The organism is Brochothrix campestris (assembly GCF_046058945.1).
GTDB classification, from domain to species: Bacteria; Bacillota; Bacilli; order Lactobacillales; family Listeriaceae; genus Brochothrix; species Brochothrix campestris.
On the sequence record NZ_CP175511.1, the window covers coordinates 681328 to 699084 of the forward strand.

A 17757-nucleotide genomic window follows, 5' to 3' on the forward strand; every position below is an offset into this window, starting at 1 on the left:
CATCCATTAATAGCCAAAAAAAATCGAAGTAGGTGGAAACAATGAAATCGCTTATTCTAGCAGAAAAACCGTCTGTTGCCCGCGATATTGCACGGGTAATGGGTGCGACAAACGCAAGTCGTCAATCAATTGAAGGACCAAAATATATTGTTACTTGGGCGTTAGGCCATTTGGTAACGAATGCACAGCCAGAGCAATACGATAATAAATATAAAGAATGGGATTTAGCGGTACTGCCAATTATTCCCAATCAAATGAAAACAGTTGTCATTAAACAAACAAGTAGTCAATTCAACGCGGTTAAACGTCTAATCGAACGCGATGATGTGAATGAGGTTATTATTGCGACCGATGCTGGGCGTGAAGGTGAACTAGTGGCACGTCTGATTTTAGAAAAATGTAAATTGAAAAATAAAACGATTAAACGACTCTGGATTTCTTCCGTGACCAATCAAGCAATTAAACAAGGATTTAATAACCTCCGTGACGCGAAGGCCTTTGAACCATTGTATCAAGCAGCACTTGCACGGTCAGAAGCGGATTGGTTAGTTGGGATCAATGCAACCCGTGCCTTAACTAAAAAGTATGATGCGCAACTGTCATGTGGTCGCGTGCAAACACCGACATTGGCAATGATTGCGCATCGTCAGGATCAAATTAACCGTTTTAAATCCACACCTTTTTATGGATTGGATTTAACGGTTGAAGGCACTCATTTCAAGTGGTATAACGGTCAACAAACAAGTGTTAAAGATGAGGCGACCGTTAAGCAATTAGCACAACAACTCAAAGGGAAACCGGTCAAAATAACAGCTGTTAAAAATAGCGAAAAGAAACAATATGCGGGTGCCTTATATGATTTAACAACCTTGCAACAAGATGCATATAAGCGCTTTAAATATTCAGCGAAAGAAACGTTAAAAATCATGCAATCGCTCTATGAAACGCATAAGGTATTAACCTATCCACGAACGGATTCACGCTTTATTTCAAAAGATGTGGTACCAACCTTAAAAGAACGGTTAACGGCTGCCCGTAAATCGAAGTTTGGCGAGCAGGTCAAAGCCGTCTTACGTGAACCACTTAAGGTGAATCAAAGCTTTGTGAACGATGCGAAGGTATCTGATCATCATGCCATTATTCCAACCGAAGAAGCCCCTAATTACTTGAAAATGGGTTCACGTGAATTGGCCATCTATAATTTAGTTGTTGAAAAATTTGTGAGTGTTCTATTACCAGCTCACGTCTATACAGAGCAGGTAATTGAAGCTGAGATTGACGGCAATGTTTTCAAAGCGAAACAGCAGATTGTGACAGAGCTAGGTTTTAAGGCCTTGTATGAAACAAAAGGAAACGCTAAAGCGTTACCGTTTAAACAAGGTGAGCGTTATTCGGCTGCTAAACTGTCGCTTTCTGAGGGACACACAACAGCGCCAGCCTATTTAAATGAAGGTACCTTATTGAAGGCGATGGAAAACCCGACGACAATCTTCCAAATTGAAGATTCTCAGAAAGCGAAAACGTTGAAAGAAACCGGTGGGATTGGAACTGTCGCAACGCGGGCTGATATTATTGAAAAACTGTATGCGATGAACGTTGTTGAACAAGTTAATGGTGGCTTGCGTGTCACAATGAAGGGGCGTCAATTACTTGATCTCGCACCTCAAAAATTAAAAACACCAGATTTAACAGCTGATTGGGAAACAAAGTTAGCGCAGATTGAAAAAGGGAAGTATTCAAAAGGGCAATTTATTACCGAGATGAAAAATTACACACAACAAGTGATTAGCGATATTAAGAAAAGTGAAAAGAAATATAAACATGATAATTTAACGGCGACGAAATGTCCAACCTGTGATAAGTTTATGCTCGATGTGAAAACGAAACAAGGGAAGATGCTCGTTTGTTCAGATCCACAATGTGGTACAAAGAAAAACGTGGTACGGACGACCAATGCGCGATGTCCTGAATGTAAGAAGAAATTACAACTACGAGGCAAAGGTTCAACTGCAGTCTACTCTTGTGTTTGTGGTCATCGTGAAAGTCAAGAAGCGATGGATAAACGATTTGAGAAACACAAAAAAGGTCGTGTATCGAAAGGCGATGTCGCCAAATACATGAAAAAACAACGGCAGGATGATGAACCGTTTAATAACCCGTTAGCAGAAGCACTTGCTAAGTTGAAGTTAAACGATTAGGAGGAAGAAAATGAACGACAATATTGAACGCCAACGTCGTAAAGATGAACATATTTATTTTGCGGTGTCGCAACATAATACGAAATTACAGTCACAGTTCGATGAATTAGAACTGATTAATGATGCGATTCCAATGGTAAATTTAGCCGATGTTGATTTAGCTGGTGAAGTGGCGGGGTTAGCGTTTGAAACCCCTCTTTATATTAATGCAATGACTGGTGGAAGCCCTCATACTGAGAAATTAAATGGACAATTAGCTGAAGTAGCGGCAGCGACAGGACTGATGATGGCAGTTGGTTCGATGCATTCAGCAATTCGTGACCCTAAACTGGCTTCAAGTTATAGCATTGTCCGTAAAAATCATCCAGAGGGTGTATTGTTTGCTAATATTAGCGCGGATTTATCACCGATACAGGCACAGCAGGCTATTGATATTTTAGCAGCCGATGCCTTACAAATTCACGTGAATGTTGCCCAAGAACTCGTGATGAAAGAAGGGTCACGTGACTTTGATCATTGGTTAGAAAACATTGCGGCGATTAAAGAGCATGTTAATGTTCCTGTGATTGTGAAAGAAGTGGGCTTCGGTTTAGCTCGAAAAACAATCATGCGCTTACGCGATATCAATGTCGATATTATTGACCTAGCAGGTAAAGGTGGGACTGACTTTGCCCGCATCGAAAATGCGCGTCGACGTGATGGAAAATGGGATTATTTTAACGACTGGGGTCAAACAACTGCACAGTCTTTGATTGCGATTCAGTCGCCAAATTATGTGAATATGCCGTACTTTGCCTCTGGTGGCGTACGTCACCCGCTGGATGCGATTAAATGTTTAGCACTTGGGGCAGAAGCAGTCGGGATTGCCGGTGTGATTTTAGCTTATCTAAAAGAACATGATGTGGAGGCGACGATCGAGTGGGTTGAAGAATGGAAACTACAAATGAAAATGATTGCGGTAATGGTGAATGCCCGTAATTTATCTAAGTTACGAAAAGTACCAATTGTCGCATATGGTCGCCTCAAAGAATGGGGCGAGTTACGTGGGGTTAAAATGGAACAACTGGCCCAACGCTTAATGTAACTGGAGGAAGGAAAGTTCTTTTGGCTCCGTTTAATTCTGACACAGCTTGGAACTTTCTTTACAGCCTTTATTTCCCGTCGCAATCATTTTTCTGAAAGTTGAAAACTTCTGGTTGATGTAACTGGAGAAACGAAAGTGAAATCAACCTGTTAGAAGCAAACAACTGAGAAGACAAGGAAGTTTGATACGACTTTGATTACAAGCTGACTTGAACGAAAAGAAACGTTGTTATATCCTCTCGTATTTAAATCCTAAACTTGGTTGATTTCAAAAATAACGCATCGACGGGAAATAGTCGAGACGTTATTTTCTCCAATCACTGCCGTTTAGAACGGCTTTAAATTCTTTTGTTCTAGGAAACACGAGCCTTAGAGGTGAGTGTACAGATGGTACTCGACTCCGAGAAGGCGAGGCATTGACGACCTGGAACAGCGTTTATCTTCAGTCTGAAACACCCATCAGTAACGCTGATGGGTGTTTGTGTTTTGTGGGCCGCTTTAAGTCAGTGGTCTTAATCAAATGTTCGTTTTAAAAAGCTATCAAAAGGGTAGCCAACGGATCGGCCCAACGAAAATGACAATGAGGATAACTTTCTTCCAACAAATCGGTCATGATTCGAACATCGGCGGTATCTAAGCCAGTTAGTTTTTCGTAGTCAAACGGTGTAATAAAATAAGTCGTCACTAAGTGGTCATCGTGCACTTGTAACGGCTGTGGACGCGCGGTGAAAAATCGTCCTTGCCAAGTAAAAACAATCTCATTGTCAACTGTTTGATAACTGTACCACTCGCGCTTTTGCGACGCAATAAAGAGTTGGCGACTGTCACTTTTGAGATATTTTATGAGCAGCCAACTGCAAAAAAACAATAGTAAAACCGTTGTGAGCAGGAGTAAGCCGTTCATCACTTCACCTCTCTTCGTAAGTCAGCTGTTTCTAGAGTTAGTCAGCGACTTAATCACCTTCATTGTAACTGATAATAACACTAATTAAAAATAATAAGATGTGCTATAATTAAAGCATTGTATTCAACTAAAAGGACGTGTAATCAATGGAAAAAATAACATCAATTAAAAATGACCGCATTAAAAAATGGCGTAAACTGGCAACAAAAAAAGGTCGCGAAGCCAGTGGGAGTTACTTGGTCGAAGGTATTCATTTGATAGAAGAAGCCATTTTCGCTAAACAAACAATTAAAGCATTAATCGTCCGAGAAGACACAAAAATCCCAACAAACTGGAACGTCGATATGTTAGCTAAATTCAGTGTTACACCTCAGGTAGCCGATGCGCTTGCAGAAACGAATTCAACGCAGGGGATTTTTGCTGAAATTGAGATGATTGAAAGTCACTCTAACATCGATGATATGAACTTTGTACTAATTATGGACGAGGTACAAGATCCAGGGAACATCGGTACGATTATTCGCACAGCGGATGCGGCCGGTTATGATACGGTCGTCCTTGGTAAGGGTAGTGGCGATATGTACAACCCAAAAGTCGTCCGTGCAACGCAGGGCAGTCTTTATCATATTAATGTTTTGGCAGGGGTTGACTTAACGACTTTCATCCCAGCAATCCAAGCAGCTGAAATCCCTGTTTTTGGTGCCTTACTTGATGCCAAAGCAAAACGTCATTATCAAATCGAACCACTTGAACGTGTTGCACTTGTTGTCGGAAATGAAGCCCAAGGTATTAATCCAGAAGTGATGGCGTTACTCGATGAAAAAATCTATATTCCCATTTATGGGAAATCAGAATCATTAAATGTCGGTGTTGCGACGGGTATTTTAGCGTATCACTTAGCAGACCATAACGATAGAGAGCAGGGATAACTATGAAAACAAGAGGATTTGAAATCATTCCAACGGAACATCGTAAATTTAAAGCAGCACAAATTACACTGCCCGTTCGTGCAGATGCCCGTTCAGCTGGTTATGATTTTAGTGCAAATGAAACAGCTGTTATCGCACCCGGAGCACAACATCTTTTTTGGACAGACGTCTGTGCCTACATGCTCGATGACGAAGTACTTGAAATGTATGTGCGATCGTCGATTGGTATTAAACGTCATCTTACGCTCGCAAATACGGTTGGGATTATTGATGCTTCATACTATGCCAATGCTGGTAATTATGGCAACATTGGTATTTGTCTCGTGAATCATTCCGCTGAAGCGGTAACGATTGAAGCGGGTGAACGAATTGCCCAAGGTATTTTTAAAAAATACTTTGTTGCCGATAACGATCTGACCTTAAACGAGCAACGTAATGGTGGCATCGGTAGTTCAGGTCTATAAGTTTTACACTACTTACAAAAAACAAGTGATGTAGATTTAGATAGTGGCTAACATTACGACTGGGTGCTATAATATAGTAAAATAGAGAGACGAGGTGAATGTAACGATGATTACTTCAGAAAAATTATGCCCAAGGTTTGAAGAAGCTTATCAATTAATTGGTAAACGTTGGACCGGACTCATCATTGAAGTGTTACTTAACGCAGACTGCCGTCGTTTTAAAGAAATTTCAGAACTCATTCCGAACATGAGTGATCGTGTTCTAGCTGAACGGTTAAAAGAACTTGAAGCAAAAGGAATAGTTGAACGTAAAGTTTATCCAGAAACACCGGTACGGATTGAATATGTTTTGACGCAAAAAGGTAAGGATTTACAAAAAGCGACCAAAGATATTCATGAATGGGCCGAAAAATGGATTGAAATTCCACAGACAACAGTTGAAAATAACGGTTAAACACCGTATAATTAAGACACAGTTAAATAAACAGACTATGAAAGAGCATAAGGTGTGTGTGAAAGATGACAGGAAGGAGTAGCAAGACTGAGACTACTCTCATACAGCAACACACAAGCCGTTCAACTCTGGAGTCGCTAACGGGACCACAGCATGTGTAAAGTTAGCCGGTTGTCTATCAACAGCCGTTATCTTAATGAAGTGAAAGGGCCTTCTGCTCTTTTATTAGGGTGGTACCGCGCTGAACCTCGTCCCTTTTTGGAGACGGGGTTTTTTATTTTGTCCACAGGTTCAAACAATTAAAGGAGGATTACGATGAGTATTGATAAATTAAGAAGTTTAAAAGAAGAAGTCATTGTTGCGATTACAAACGTTGTTGATTTAGGTCAGTTAAACGATGTCCGCGTAAAATTTTTAGGTAAAAAAGGACCGATGACTGAAATTATGAAAGGGATGGGTAAGCTCTCAAACGAAGAACGTCCGTTGATGGGAAAAGTTGCTAATGAAGTACGCGAAGCGATTAATGCGGCAATGGAAGAAAAACATCAAGCACTCGAGTCCGCTAAAATCGAAGCACAATTGGCACATGAAAGCATTGATGTCACTTTGCCAAGTCGTGCCGTTCAAACAGGCACAACGCATCTTTTAACACAGGTCGTTGAGCAACTCGAAGACCTCTTTATTGGGATGGGCTACAGTGTTGTAGAAGGCCCAGAAGTTGAACAAGATCACTATAACTTTGAAATGCTAAACTTACCAAAGGATCATCCAGCGCGCGACATGCAAGATACATTCTATATTACTGATGAAGTTCTTTTGCGTACACATACATCACCAGTCCAAGCCCGTACCATGGAAAAACATGATTTTTCCACTGGACCAATTAAAATTGTTTGTCCTGGTAAAGTGTATCGCCGAGACAGCGATGATGCGACCCATTCACATCAGTTCACACAAATTGAAGGGTTAGTGATTGATAAACATGTCACAATGGCTGATTTAAAAGGTACATTGACAGCCTTTGCTAAAAAGATGTTCGGTGAAGAACGTGAAATCCGTTTACGCCCATCGTTTTTCCCATTCACAGAACCATCAGTTGAAATGGATATCTCATGTTTCAAATGTGGTGGCGCTGGCTGTAACGTCTGCAAAGGAACCGGTTGGATTGAAGTATTAGGTGCCGGTATGGTACATCCGAACGTATTAGAAATGGCAGGAATTGATTCGTCAATTTATGGTGGTTTTGCCTTTGGGATGGGACCAGACCGGATTGCAATGTTGAAATATGGCGTTGATGATATTCGTCATTTCTACACGAATGATGTCCGCTTTTTACAACAATTCAAAGTGAAAGACTAAGGAGGAAACATACATGTTTGTATCATATAAATGGTTAAAAGAATACTTACCCAACTTAAATCAAGAAGCGAAAGCCTTAGGTGAAGTCATTTCCCGTACTGGTATTGAAGTCGAAGATGTGTTTAGTTTTGCTGACGGTTTAAAAAAAATCGTTGTTGGTCATGTTATCACTTGTGAGCAACATCCTAATGCTGAAAAATTGCATAAATTAACAATTGATGTCGGTGAAACAGACTTAGCTGAAATTGTCTGCGGGGCGCCAAACGTGGCTGTTGGTCAAGCTGTGATTGTGGCCTTACCGGGTGCTCGTTTACCAGGCGGCATTAAAATTAAAAAAGCTAAATTACGTGGTGAAGTCTCAAATGGGATGATTTGTGCCTTACAAGAACTAGGGTTCGACGGTAAGGTTGTGCCAAAGGCATATGCTGAAGGGATTTATGTCTTTGCTGACAAGCCAGCTCCTGGAACAGATGTTTTAGAATTACTTGCCTTAAATGATCCGATTTTAGATTTAGGGATTACACCAAACCGTTCAGATGCCTTGAGTATGCGAGGAGTTGCGTATGAAGTAGGCGCAATCATTGGCGAAAAACCGCTTGTTAACATTCCTGAAATTACTGCCGTAGCTGATCAAAAAACCGATGAATTACTATCGATTGCAGTTGCCGATACAACCGATGTTCCATATTACAGCATTGCAATCGCTGAAAACGTCGTCATTAAAGAATCACCACTCTGGTTACAACTGAAGTTGATGAAAGCGGGCATTCGTCCGCATAACAATGTTGTCGATATTACCAACTATATTTTGTTGACATACGGTCAACCGTTACATGCCTTTGATTTTGATACGTTAGCTGGCAATGATATTACGGTACGTCGAGCGCATGACGCCGAAAAATTGACAACCTTAGATGGATCAGAACGTCAATTAACAGCGACAAACCTAGTGATTACAAGCAATGAAACACCGATTGCGATTGCGGGTATCATGGGGGGATTAGACAGTGAAGTGACTGCTAAAACAACACGAGTAGCGCTTGAAACAGCTTTATTCCAACCAACAGTTACACGTTTGTCTGCGAAGGCTGTCGGTATCCGTAGCGAAGCTAGCATGCGGTATGAAAAAGGAATGGATTATTTTATTGCAGAGCAAGCTCGTCAGCATGCACTTGCCTTACTGGTTGAGTTAGCCGATGCGACCATCTTAGCTGAACCGTTAACACTTGATTATCGTGAAGCCTTTAATGTAACCTTGCCATTAGATGTTAAACGAGTTAACCATGTGTTAGGGACAGACATGACCGCAGCTGATGTAGCAACAAGTTTCAGTCGCCTCCAATTTGAAACAACAAATGAAGGCGATCGCTTTATGGTAAAAGTGCCATCGCGTCGTCCGGACATTTCAATTGAAGCGGATTTACTTGAAGAAGTTGGCCGTATTTATGGTTATGATAAATTACCATCAACGTTGCCAAAAGGCGAAGCAACACCAGGTAAATTAAGTTACAGCCAACAAAAAACACGCGAAATGCGTCACTTACTCGAAGGTAATGGCTATTATCAAGCGATTACTTACGGGTTAGAAACAGCAGAGAAAGCGGGTTACTTAGCGTTAAAAGAAACAGCATTAACCAAATTAGCCATGCCAATGAGTGAAGAACGATCGCATTTACGTACGAGTTTAATTGCTGGTTTACTTGATGTTGTCGCATATAATGTTGCCCGTCGTCAATCAGACGTTGCCTTTTATGAAATTGCCCGTGTCTTTTATGGTAATGATACAGACCGTCCGACCGAAGAAGAACATTTAGCAGGTGCGGTGACTGGTCTAGCGGAATCAACACCATGGTTAAAACTTGCCCGTCCCGTTGATTTCTTTGATGTGAAAGGGATAATTGAAGCGATTGTTGCCTCACTTGGTTTAACAACAGCCTTACGGTTTGAAGCGACAAAACGTCCACAACTACACCCAGGCCGCGCAGCAGCAATCTTCTTAGGTGAGGATGAAATCGGTTTTGTGGGTCAATTACACCCATCAGAAGCAACACGACTAGATTTACCAGAAACGTATGTATTTGAGCTTAATCTTCAACAGTTATTAGCTGCTGATACGGTAGAAAAACAGTATTATGATATGCCACGTTTCCCTGAAAGTCACCGTGACATTGCGGTGTTAGTCGATAGCGAAATCAGCAATGCGACGTTAGAAACAATCATTCGTGATAATGGTGGCAGCTTGTTGAAACACATCGTCTTATTTGATGTCTTCGTCAATGAAAAAATGGGCGCTGATAAAAAATCGATGGCTTATAATTTAACTTATTTTGATCCAAGTCGCACGTTAACAGATGAAGAAGTTAGCGCATCTTACGATAAGATTGTGGCTGCCTTGGTGGCAATTGGTGCTGAAATTCGATAAGAGCATAAGGTTTTCCTTGTGAAAAAAGCGTCCCATCTGAGGGACGCTTTTTTTCGTTGCAAAACAAAAACAGCGTCTCGATAGTAGTGCCGATACGCTGTTCTAAATGATTGTTGCATACTTCTAACGGGTTGCAGTCACTTTCGTTCCTCCAGTTCCATCAGCTAACTTCTGTGATATTTCAGCTAAAAGGCAGCGACGGCAAATAGTCGCAGACCTTTTCCCTTCCAATATCTTCGAAGTTGAACGAGCTGCTGTCACTTTTGTTCTTCCAGTTCCATCAGCTAACTTCTGGGATATTTCAGCTAAAAGGCAGCGACGGGAAATAGTCGCAGACCTTTTCCCTTCCAATATCTTCGAAGTTGAACGAGCTAGTGTCACTTTCGTTCCTCCAGTTCCATCAGCTAACTTCTGGGATATTTCAGCTAAAAGGCAGCGACGGCAAATAGTCGCAGACCTTTTCCCTTCCAATATCTTCGAAGTTGAACGAGCTGCTGTCACTTTTGTTCTTCCAGTTCCATCAACCAGAAACTTTCAACTTTCAGGAAAATGATTGCGACGGTGAATAATCGCTCACATTTCCCTTCCAAGTTGCTTACTTCTAACGGGTTGCAGTCACTTTCGTTCTTTATTCACCAAAAACAAGAACTCGTTCAGCAATTGGTGCAAATTCTTTATCGCCAGCAGGTGCTGCAATGTTTCCGATTGGCATTTGAGCAGTTAAGCGCCATTCAGCAGGAAGTTCCCAAGCAGCTTTTACTTCATCTTCAATTAGGTTAGAATAATGTTGTAATGAACCACCGATGTTTTCTTGAGCAAGAGCTGTCCAAACTGCAAAAGCAGCAATCCCAGCAGATTGTTCTGACCATAATGGGAAGTTATCTGCGTATAATGGAAAACCAGCTTGTAAGCCAGAGACAATGCTAGTGTCTTCAAAGAAAAGAACGGTCCCAACACCAGCGTTAAAGGAAGCAATTTTACCTTCAGTTGCAGCAAATGCTTCAGCAGGAGTTACTTTACGTAACGCTTCTAAAACGATTGCCCATAATTTAGCACTTTCGTCACCATATAATACAACCGCTTTAGTTGTTTGTGAGTTGAAAGCAGAAGGTGAGTGAGCAATAGCAGCTTGAATTGTTTCAGTAATTTGTGCGTTTGATAAGTTGGTGTTCGTATCCAATGCATAGATTGAACGACGTTTTTGAGATGCTTCTAAAAATAAGTTAGACATGTTAAGTAATCCCCTTTTTTATGTGATAGCGTTATCTACTTACAATAGTATAGCTCCTATCTTTTGATATGTAAAGTGAAAAAGTTAACTTTTTTTGAAAAAGATATAAATCTGTCGTAAAAAGGCATTTAAGTTAATACAAAGGCAGAGAGACTGTTATAATAGACAAAGGAATTAAAGTAACAGCTCCACAGAAAGGAAGAAGGTAATGATTGTAACAATCGGAATCAGCCTGTTGCTGTTAATCGGTGTCTTTAATGGGATGCGCCAAGGGGCAGTGAAGTATATCTTGAAGTTTGTCGGCTTAATTGTCGTGTGGCTCATTGCCTATATGTACTATAAACCATTAGCACAACATCTAACGTTTATTACCTTTGATGTCTCAAACGAATCAGCCTTGTCATTTTTAAACAGTGAGGTTGTATTTTATAACGTCATTGCCTTTGCGATTATTTTTACCGTCAGCTCGATTGTCGTTAAAATTATAATTACTTTGATTAACGCAGTGACACAGTTACCCATCTTAAAACAATTAAATGGTCTTATCGGTGGTGTACTTGGCTTTGTTATCTTTTATGCCGTGATATTTATGGTGCTGAATTTTTCATTGCTCTTTTCAAGCGAAACGATTCAAACAGCCTATCAATCGTCACAATTAGCGCAATGGATGGTGACAGAAACCCCCTTATTATCCGATTATTTTTATCATTGGATGATACAATATAAGTAATTAAAATGGAACTATGGAAGGTGAGCACATGAATAAAAAGGTAGCAGCAGTACTCGAATTCGAAAAAATTAAACAGCGTCTAATTGAACAAGTTGTATCAAGCTTAGGCGAAAAACATATCCATGGCTTAAAGCCAGCAACGGACTTAACCGCCGTACAAGAACGGTTAGCTCAAACAGATGAGGCAGCCAAAGTGTTACGTTTACGTGGAGAAGCGCCTTTACAGGGCATCCATGACGTCACCTTTGCCCTGAAAAGACTTGAAATCGGTGCCGACTTAAATGGTACAGAACTGTATCAGGTTGCCCGCAACTTACAAGTTGCTCGTCTCTTTAAGGCGTTTATCATGCAATTCGAAACAAATGGGATTGAGATGCCTGCGTTAACGAAATTAGCAGAATCACTTGTCCCCTTGCTTGATATTGAAAAAGAAGTGCTAGAATCAATTGATGAAACGGGATATGTGATGGATGCAGCGAGTACAGAGTTGCGGGCGATTCGTTCAGCCTTGGTTCGCTCAGAAGGGTATGTACGCGAAAAATTGGAAGGTATCATCCGCTCACGTTCAGCGAGTAAAATGTTATCTGATGCCATCATAACAATACGTAACGACCGCTATGTTATTCCAGTCAAAATCGAATACAAAGGTCAGTTTGGTGGGATTGTACACGATCAATCTGCTTCGGGGCAAACACTCTTTATTGAACCGCAGGCCGTGGTTGATTTAAATAATGAGCGACGTGAACTTCAGGTGAAAGAACGACATGAAGTGGCTCGTATCCTAAAAGAATTATCGGTGGCAATTGAACCGTTTACGAATGAAATTAGCCATAATACACATCAATTAGGTGTGTTTGACTTTACCTTTGCAAAGGCTCGTTTAGGGAAACAAATGAACGCAGTGACACCGTTAATGAATGATCAACGTCGTGTTAACTTAATTGATGCCCGTCACCCGCTAATTAATCCGGCCGATATTGTCCCGAATGATATTTATGTCGGAGGCGATTTTGAGGCATTAATCATTACCGGACCGAATACCGGTGGTAAAACAATCACGCTCAAAACACTTGGTTTATTAGCGATGATGGCACAGTCTGGGTTGCAAATCCCCGCTGAAGTAGGGTCAGAGTTACCAATATACAGTCAAATTTTCGCCGATATTGGTGATGAACAGTCAATCGAACAATCACTCTCAACCTTTTCTTCTCATATGACGAACATCGTGCATATTTTTAAAGAAGTTGATGAAAATAGTCTCGTGTTATTCGATGAATTAGGTGCGGGAACAGATCCACAAGAAGGAGCGGCCTTAGCGATTGCTATTCTCGATGCGATGCACCAAACGGGGGCACAAATTATGGCAACGACGCATTATCCCGAACTAAAAGCGTTTGCCTATAACCGTAGCTATACAATGAATGCATCGGTTGAATTTGATGTAGAAACGTTAAAACCAACCTATCGTTTGCAAATCGGTATCCCTGGTCGCTCGAACGCGTTTGATATTTCGCAACGATTAGGCTTACCAGCCGATGTGATTGATAGTGCCCGCGGTCTTGTTGATGAAGAAAGTACCGACTTAAACAATATGATTTCAGAATTAGAAGACATGCGCCAACAAGCCGAAGTACGGTTTGAAGAAGCGGTGGAGACCGTGCATGAAGCAAGCGCGCTTCATAAACAATTGGAAGAAGCGCTTGTTTCTTATGAGACGAATAAAAATCGTCTGTTGGATCATGCCAATTCGAAGGCCAATGCGGTAATTATGAATGCGGAAGAAACAGCGGATAAAATCATTAAAGAATTACGCGAAATGCAGAGTATGCAACGCAGTCAGTTTAAAGAACATGAACTGATTGAACGGCGCCATCAACTGTCAGAAGCACGACCAAAAACACTCAAAAAAGGGCCGATTGTGAAACCGAAAGTTACCAATCATGTGTTAGCTGTCGGTGATACGGTTCGTGTTGAATCACTCGGGCAAAAAGGTGAGTTAATCAAACGAGTGGATAAGAAAAGTTGGCAGGTGCAAATGGGCCATATGAAGACAACCATTAAAGAAACGAATATGACCTATGTCACAACTGAAAAACCGCAAGAACAGCGCTTTTTAACGACAATTAAGCGTGAGAGTCATGTGAAAACAGAGTTGGATTTACGAGGTGCACGCTATGAAGATGCGGTTCATCGCTTGGACAAGTACTTAGACGAAGCATTACTAGCGGGCTATGCCCAAGTATCAATCATTCACGGAAAAGGAACAGGGGCGCTTAGACAGGGTGTACAAGACTATTTGAAGCAACATCGTCTCGTTAAAGGCTATCATCATGGTGCAGCAGCTGAAGGTGGTAATGGTATGACGGTTGTCGAACTTAAGTAAGCAGAAAAATAGACGATGCGTCAGTTTCGGTGCTATACTAATGCAATGAATAAAGGATCTATTCACATAACAATGAGCTTGTGTTGAACAAGCGTTAAATAAAGGGAGGAAATAACAATGAGTAATGTACAAGAAGTAACAGATGCAACATTTGCAACAGAAACAAAAGACGGTTTAGTATTAGTGGATTTTTGGGCACCTTGGTGTGGACCGTGTCGTATGGTTGCGCCTGTACTAGATGAAATCAGCGAAGAACTCGGAGAAAAAGTTAAAATCGTCAAAGTAAATGTCGATGATAATCAAGCAACATCAAAAGAATTTGGTGTTATGAGTATCCCAACATTAATCATTAAAAAAGATAACGAAGTGAAAGAAACAATTATTGGCTACCGTCCAAAAGAAGAGTTAGACGAAGCAATTGCCAAATATTTATAGGAATTAAACTGGAATCAAATGCTAAGAAGTCTCAAACCGAAACGGATATTTCCGTTTCGGTTTTTTTATATGAAACGAATTCAAAAAGTGGCGATATATATTTAAAAGCGATATAATTTAATGTGTGATAGCGCTTACAAGGTGTTGTTACATCAAACTAAAAGGGGTGGCAAAATGTCAGATAAAAAACTACAGTTTTATATCAATGGGGCGTTTGAAGACGGAACAGACTTTGATGAGGTGTTAGATCCATCAACCAATAAGGTGTTATCATTGGTACCACGTGCAACACAAGCACAGGTCGATCGTGCGATTGCAGCAGCTAAAGCGGCACAAGATGAGTGGGAAGCATTACCTGCAATTGAACGTGCCGGTTATTTGAAGAAAATCGCTAATAAAATCCGTGAAAAAGCACACGTATTCATTGAATTGATTAAAACTGAAGGTGGAAAAGTACAGGGGTTAGCTGAGACCGAAGTGTATTTCACAGCTGATTACCTTGATTATATGGCAGAATGGGCACGACGATATGAGGGTGAAATTATCCAAAGTGATCGTCCAAATGAAAATATCTTTTTATTCAAGCGTGCGATTGGTGTCACGACTGGTATTTTACCTTGGAACTTTCCGTTCTTTTTAATTGCCCGAAAAATGGCACCTGCACTTGTAACAGGGAACACAATCGTTGTAAAACCTTCAACACTCACACCAGAAAATGCGTACGAATTCGCTAAACTTGTTGATGAAGTCGGCTTGCCTAAAGGTGTCTTCAATTTAGTAACAGGTGGAGGTGCAACCGTCGGTAATCGTTTAGCCAGTCATCCCGATGTTGGCATGGTTAGCATTACCGGTAGTGTGTCTGCGGGGCAAAAAGTGATGGAAGCTGCAGCTGAAAACATTACGAAAGTATCGCTTGAACTAGGTGGCAAGGCGCCCGCCATTGTGATGCCTGATGCCGATTTAGACTTGGCAGCAAAAGCAATTGTTGATTCCCGTGTTATTAATACGGGACAAGTGTGTAACTGTGCAGAACGTGTGTATGTACATGCCGATATCCAAGAAGTATTTATACAAAAATTAGTCAATCTGATGAGTGCTGTTAAATATGGCAACACAAGTGAAATTAGTGATTTGCATATGGGCCCATTAATTGATGCGAAGTCTGTTGATAGTGTTGAAGCGAAGGTGAAAAAAGCGCAAGAACAAGGTGGACGTGTTGTTCTTGGTGGTAAACGTGTAGCCGGTGAAGGGAATTTCTTTGAACCGACGGTTATTGTCGATGTAACAAATGAAATGGCAATCATCCAAGAAGAGGTTTTTGGTCCAGTTTTACCAATTGTAGTGTTCACATCTTTAGAAGAAGTGATTGGCTTAGCGAATGACAGTGAGTTTGGTCTAACGTCATCTGTTTATACGTCAAACTTGAATACGGCTTTTAAGGTTGTTCGAGGCCTTAAATTTGGCGAAACATATATTAATCGTGAAAATTTTGAAGCAATGCAAGGCTTTCATGCGGGCTTTCGTAAATCAGGTATCGGTGGTGCCGATGGTAAACATGGCCTAGAAGAATATTTGCAAACACAGGTTGTCTATTTAGAAACGAATTAAAAGATAGTAAAATAATAAAAAAAGCCAGCCACTGAAGATAAACGCTCTTCTAGCTTGTCAATGTCTTGCTTCTCGGAGTCGGGTACCACTTGTTCACGCATCTCGAAGGCTCGTTTTTCCTACAACAAAAGTGAAATCAGCTCGTTCAACTTTAAAGATATTGGAATGGAAAAGAATAGCGACTGTTTACCGTCGCTGCCATTTATCTGAAAGGTAACAGCTTCTAGGTGATGTAACTAGAGAATATAACAGCATTTCTATTCCGCCTTATCATCTCGTCAACAAAGTCACTGTAATAGCATGTCAAAGAAAATGAAGTTTATTTAGACTTTGTTTACAATTTAAAGCCAGCGACTGTAAGACGTCGCTGGCTTTTTTAGTCAAAAAACGTTGAAGTTTTTGAGAGTTGGTACTAGTAAGTAGCTGCCACAGGTTATCTGTCTAATTTAGAGGGCTTATATGAGCTTGTGTACAATCAATTTAAAGTTACTATTTTTCTTAGTGATAAGAATCAATAAACGGTGTAAGTTCATTTTTTAAGTAACGGTACCATTTTCGCATCGTTGAAATAGAAATGTTATACCGTTGCGCAATCGTGTTTTGCGTTTCTGATGTACCAAAATTAAAGGGTGGTTGCTGCAACAAGTATGTCAAAGCAGCAGCAACTGAATTAATTTGAGCATTTTGCAACTCTGGTGCTGTGGTCATTTGCAAGAAAACCTCACCAAGTAAATGCCGGGCAACATGTTGTTGCTCAGGTGACTTGTACCGTACAAATTCATTTTCGAGAACAAGCATAATTTCTTGTTTATGCATGGCAGTATCAAGAAAGGTGCCCATATCCAATTGTTTATTTTCTAAGTAAAAGTCATGTGTAAAGGCAATGTTGAAAAATAACTGTTGCTGTTTAGTGAAATCTTGCTGCCAATTTGTTTCTTTATGATTGAGGAGGGAAAAAATAAGTCGTTCTTCTTTTTCTCCGAGAGTGATGGTATTTTCTAAGGCATAATAATGTGTATTTTCACGCACAAGCGTCACATAAAAGAGTTGGTCAAGTTGCTCACTACTATACGTATCTAATCCTTTGAGTGTGCGATGGTTAACGAAGTACTCTTGCGCATTCAGATGGTTGTGTAAGAGCCAATTATTTTGCGGTGTCCGTTCAAGGACATCAAATAAGCTGACTACACTATCATCAAACCAATGAACGACACGGTTGATTTGATAATCAGGAATCGATAAGCCACTAACGATTTGTTCATAAATTGTTTGTCCCATGTGATGTTCACTAAAATAACTTGCAAGTAGTGAGGGCAGTAAAGGATTTAAAGTTTCGTCCGAAAACGGTTCTAAAAAATCGGTATACGTGAGAAAATCATCATCTTGTTCAATGTAATGCTTAATATACGTTTCACAAATCGTGCGCCAGACAGTTTGGCGATCAATCGGGGCAGATGTTTTAAATGAGAGCTTGTCTCTCATAAGTAAATCCTCTTTTCTATTTCTATATTTGTCTATATTATCTAACAGTCTGAGGTTAGTTGCAAGTTTATCTCA

Annotated in this window: 15 protein-coding genes; 11 read left to right on the forward strand and 4 right to left on the reverse strand. The window is 40.6% G+C overall.

Translation table 11 applies throughout. The features are described 5' to 3' along the window. Positions 1-41: 41 nt before the first annotated feature. Positions 42-2198 carry a DNA topoisomerase III gene (locus ACJYYY_RS03500; protein ID WP_035314731.1) on the forward strand — a complete coding sequence of 719 codons (2157 nt, stop codon included), beginning with the start codon at positions 42-44 and terminating at the stop codon, positions 2196-2198. A 10-nt stretch (positions 2199-2208) separates the two neighbouring features. After that, positions 2209-3282: a type 2 isopentenyl-diphosphate Delta-isomerase gene (gene fni, locus ACJYYY_RS03505; protein WP_035314730.1), complete on the forward strand. Its 1074-nt coding sequence runs from the start codon at positions 2209-2211 to the stop codon at positions 3280-3282. Between the two features lie 528 nt (positions 3283-3810). On the opposite strand, the gene ACJYYY_RS03510 is transcribed toward fni, so the two are convergent. After that, positions 3811-4185 (reverse strand): hypothetical protein, encoded by a 375-nt coding sequence (locus tag ACJYYY_RS03510; RefSeq protein WP_035314728.1) that lies wholly within the window; start codon positions 4183-4185, stop codon positions 3811-3813. Positions 4186-4331: 146 nt separating this feature from the next. On the opposite strand from ACJYYY_RS03510, the gene ACJYYY_RS03515 reads away from it, so the two are divergent. From ACJYYY_RS03515 to pheT, 5 genes are all read left to right on the forward strand, one after another. Beyond that, positions 4332-5114: an RNA methyltransferase gene (locus ACJYYY_RS03515; RefSeq protein ID WP_035314726.1), complete on the forward strand. Its 783-nt coding sequence runs from the start codon at positions 4332-4334 to the stop codon at positions 5112-5114. Positions 5115-5116: 2 nt separating this feature from the next. Beyond that, entirely contained in the window at positions 5117-5578 is a 462-nt protein-coding gene (locus ACJYYY_RS03520) for a dUTP diphosphatase (RefSeq protein ID WP_035314724.1), read from the forward strand. 106 nt (positions 5579-5684) lie between these two features. Continuing rightward, positions 5685-6032, forward strand: coding sequence for a helix-turn-helix domain-containing protein (locus tag ACJYYY_RS03525; RefSeq protein WP_035314722.1), 348 nt, complete (start codon positions 5685-5687; stop codon positions 6030-6032). Between the two features lie 315 nt (positions 6033-6347). After that, entirely contained in the window at positions 6348-7391 is a 1044-nt protein-coding gene (gene pheS / locus ACJYYY_RS03530; protein WP_035314721.1) for a phenylalanine--tRNA ligase subunit alpha, read from the forward strand. A gap of 13 nt (positions 7392-7404) precedes the next feature. Further along, positions 7405-9813, forward strand: coding sequence for a phenylalanine--tRNA ligase subunit beta (pheT, locus tag ACJYYY_RS03535; protein ID WP_408869112.1), 2409 nt, complete (start codon positions 7405-7407; stop codon positions 9811-9813). Positions 9814-9936: 123 nt separating this feature from the next. Here pheT and ACJYYY_RS03540 read toward each other — a convergent pair whose 3' ends face one another. Together ACJYYY_RS03540 and ACJYYY_RS03545 are read right to left on the reverse strand one after the other, a co-directional pair. Further along, entirely contained in the window at positions 9937-10314 is a 378-nt protein-coding gene (locus ACJYYY_RS03540; protein ID WP_156921181.1) for a hypothetical protein, read from the reverse strand. A gap of 127 nt (positions 10315-10441) precedes the next feature. Next, on the reverse strand, positions 10442-11044 hold the full coding sequence (locus ACJYYY_RS03545) for a nitroreductase family protein (RefSeq protein WP_035314717.1): 603 nt from the start codon (positions 11042-11044) through the stop codon (positions 10442-10444). A gap of 208 nt (positions 11045-11252) precedes the next feature. On the opposite strand from ACJYYY_RS03545, the gene ACJYYY_RS03550 reads away from it, so the two are divergent. From ACJYYY_RS03550 to aldA, 4 genes are all read left to right on the forward strand, one after another. Then, positions 11253-11774 (forward strand): CvpA family protein, encoded by a 522-nt coding sequence (locus tag ACJYYY_RS03550; RefSeq protein WP_035314715.1) that lies wholly within the window; start codon positions 11253-11255, stop codon positions 11772-11774. Positions 11775-11802: 28 nt separating this feature from the next. Continuing rightward, positions 11803-14157, forward strand: a complete 2355-nt coding sequence (locus ACJYYY_RS03555; RefSeq protein WP_035314713.1) for an endonuclease MutS2 — start codon at positions 11803-11805, stop codon at positions 14155-14157. 117 nt (positions 14158-14274) lie between these two features. Further along, positions 14275-14592, forward strand: coding sequence for a thioredoxin (gene trxA, locus ACJYYY_RS03560; protein ID WP_035314711.1), 318 nt, complete (start codon positions 14275-14277; stop codon positions 14590-14592). A 174-nt stretch (positions 14593-14766) separates the two neighbouring features. Next, positions 14767-16200 (forward strand): aldehyde dehydrogenase, encoded by a 1434-nt coding sequence (gene aldA / locus ACJYYY_RS03565; protein ID WP_035314709.1) that lies wholly within the window; start codon positions 14767-14769, stop codon positions 16198-16200. A 498-nt stretch (positions 16201-16698) separates the two neighbouring features. On the opposite strand, the gene ACJYYY_RS03570 is transcribed toward aldA, so the two are convergent. Continuing rightward, on the reverse strand, positions 16699-17682 hold the full coding sequence (locus ACJYYY_RS03570) for a hypothetical protein (RefSeq protein WP_035314708.1): 984 nt from the start codon (positions 17680-17682) through the stop codon (positions 16699-16701). Between the last annotated feature and the right edge of the window lie 75 nt (positions 17683-17757).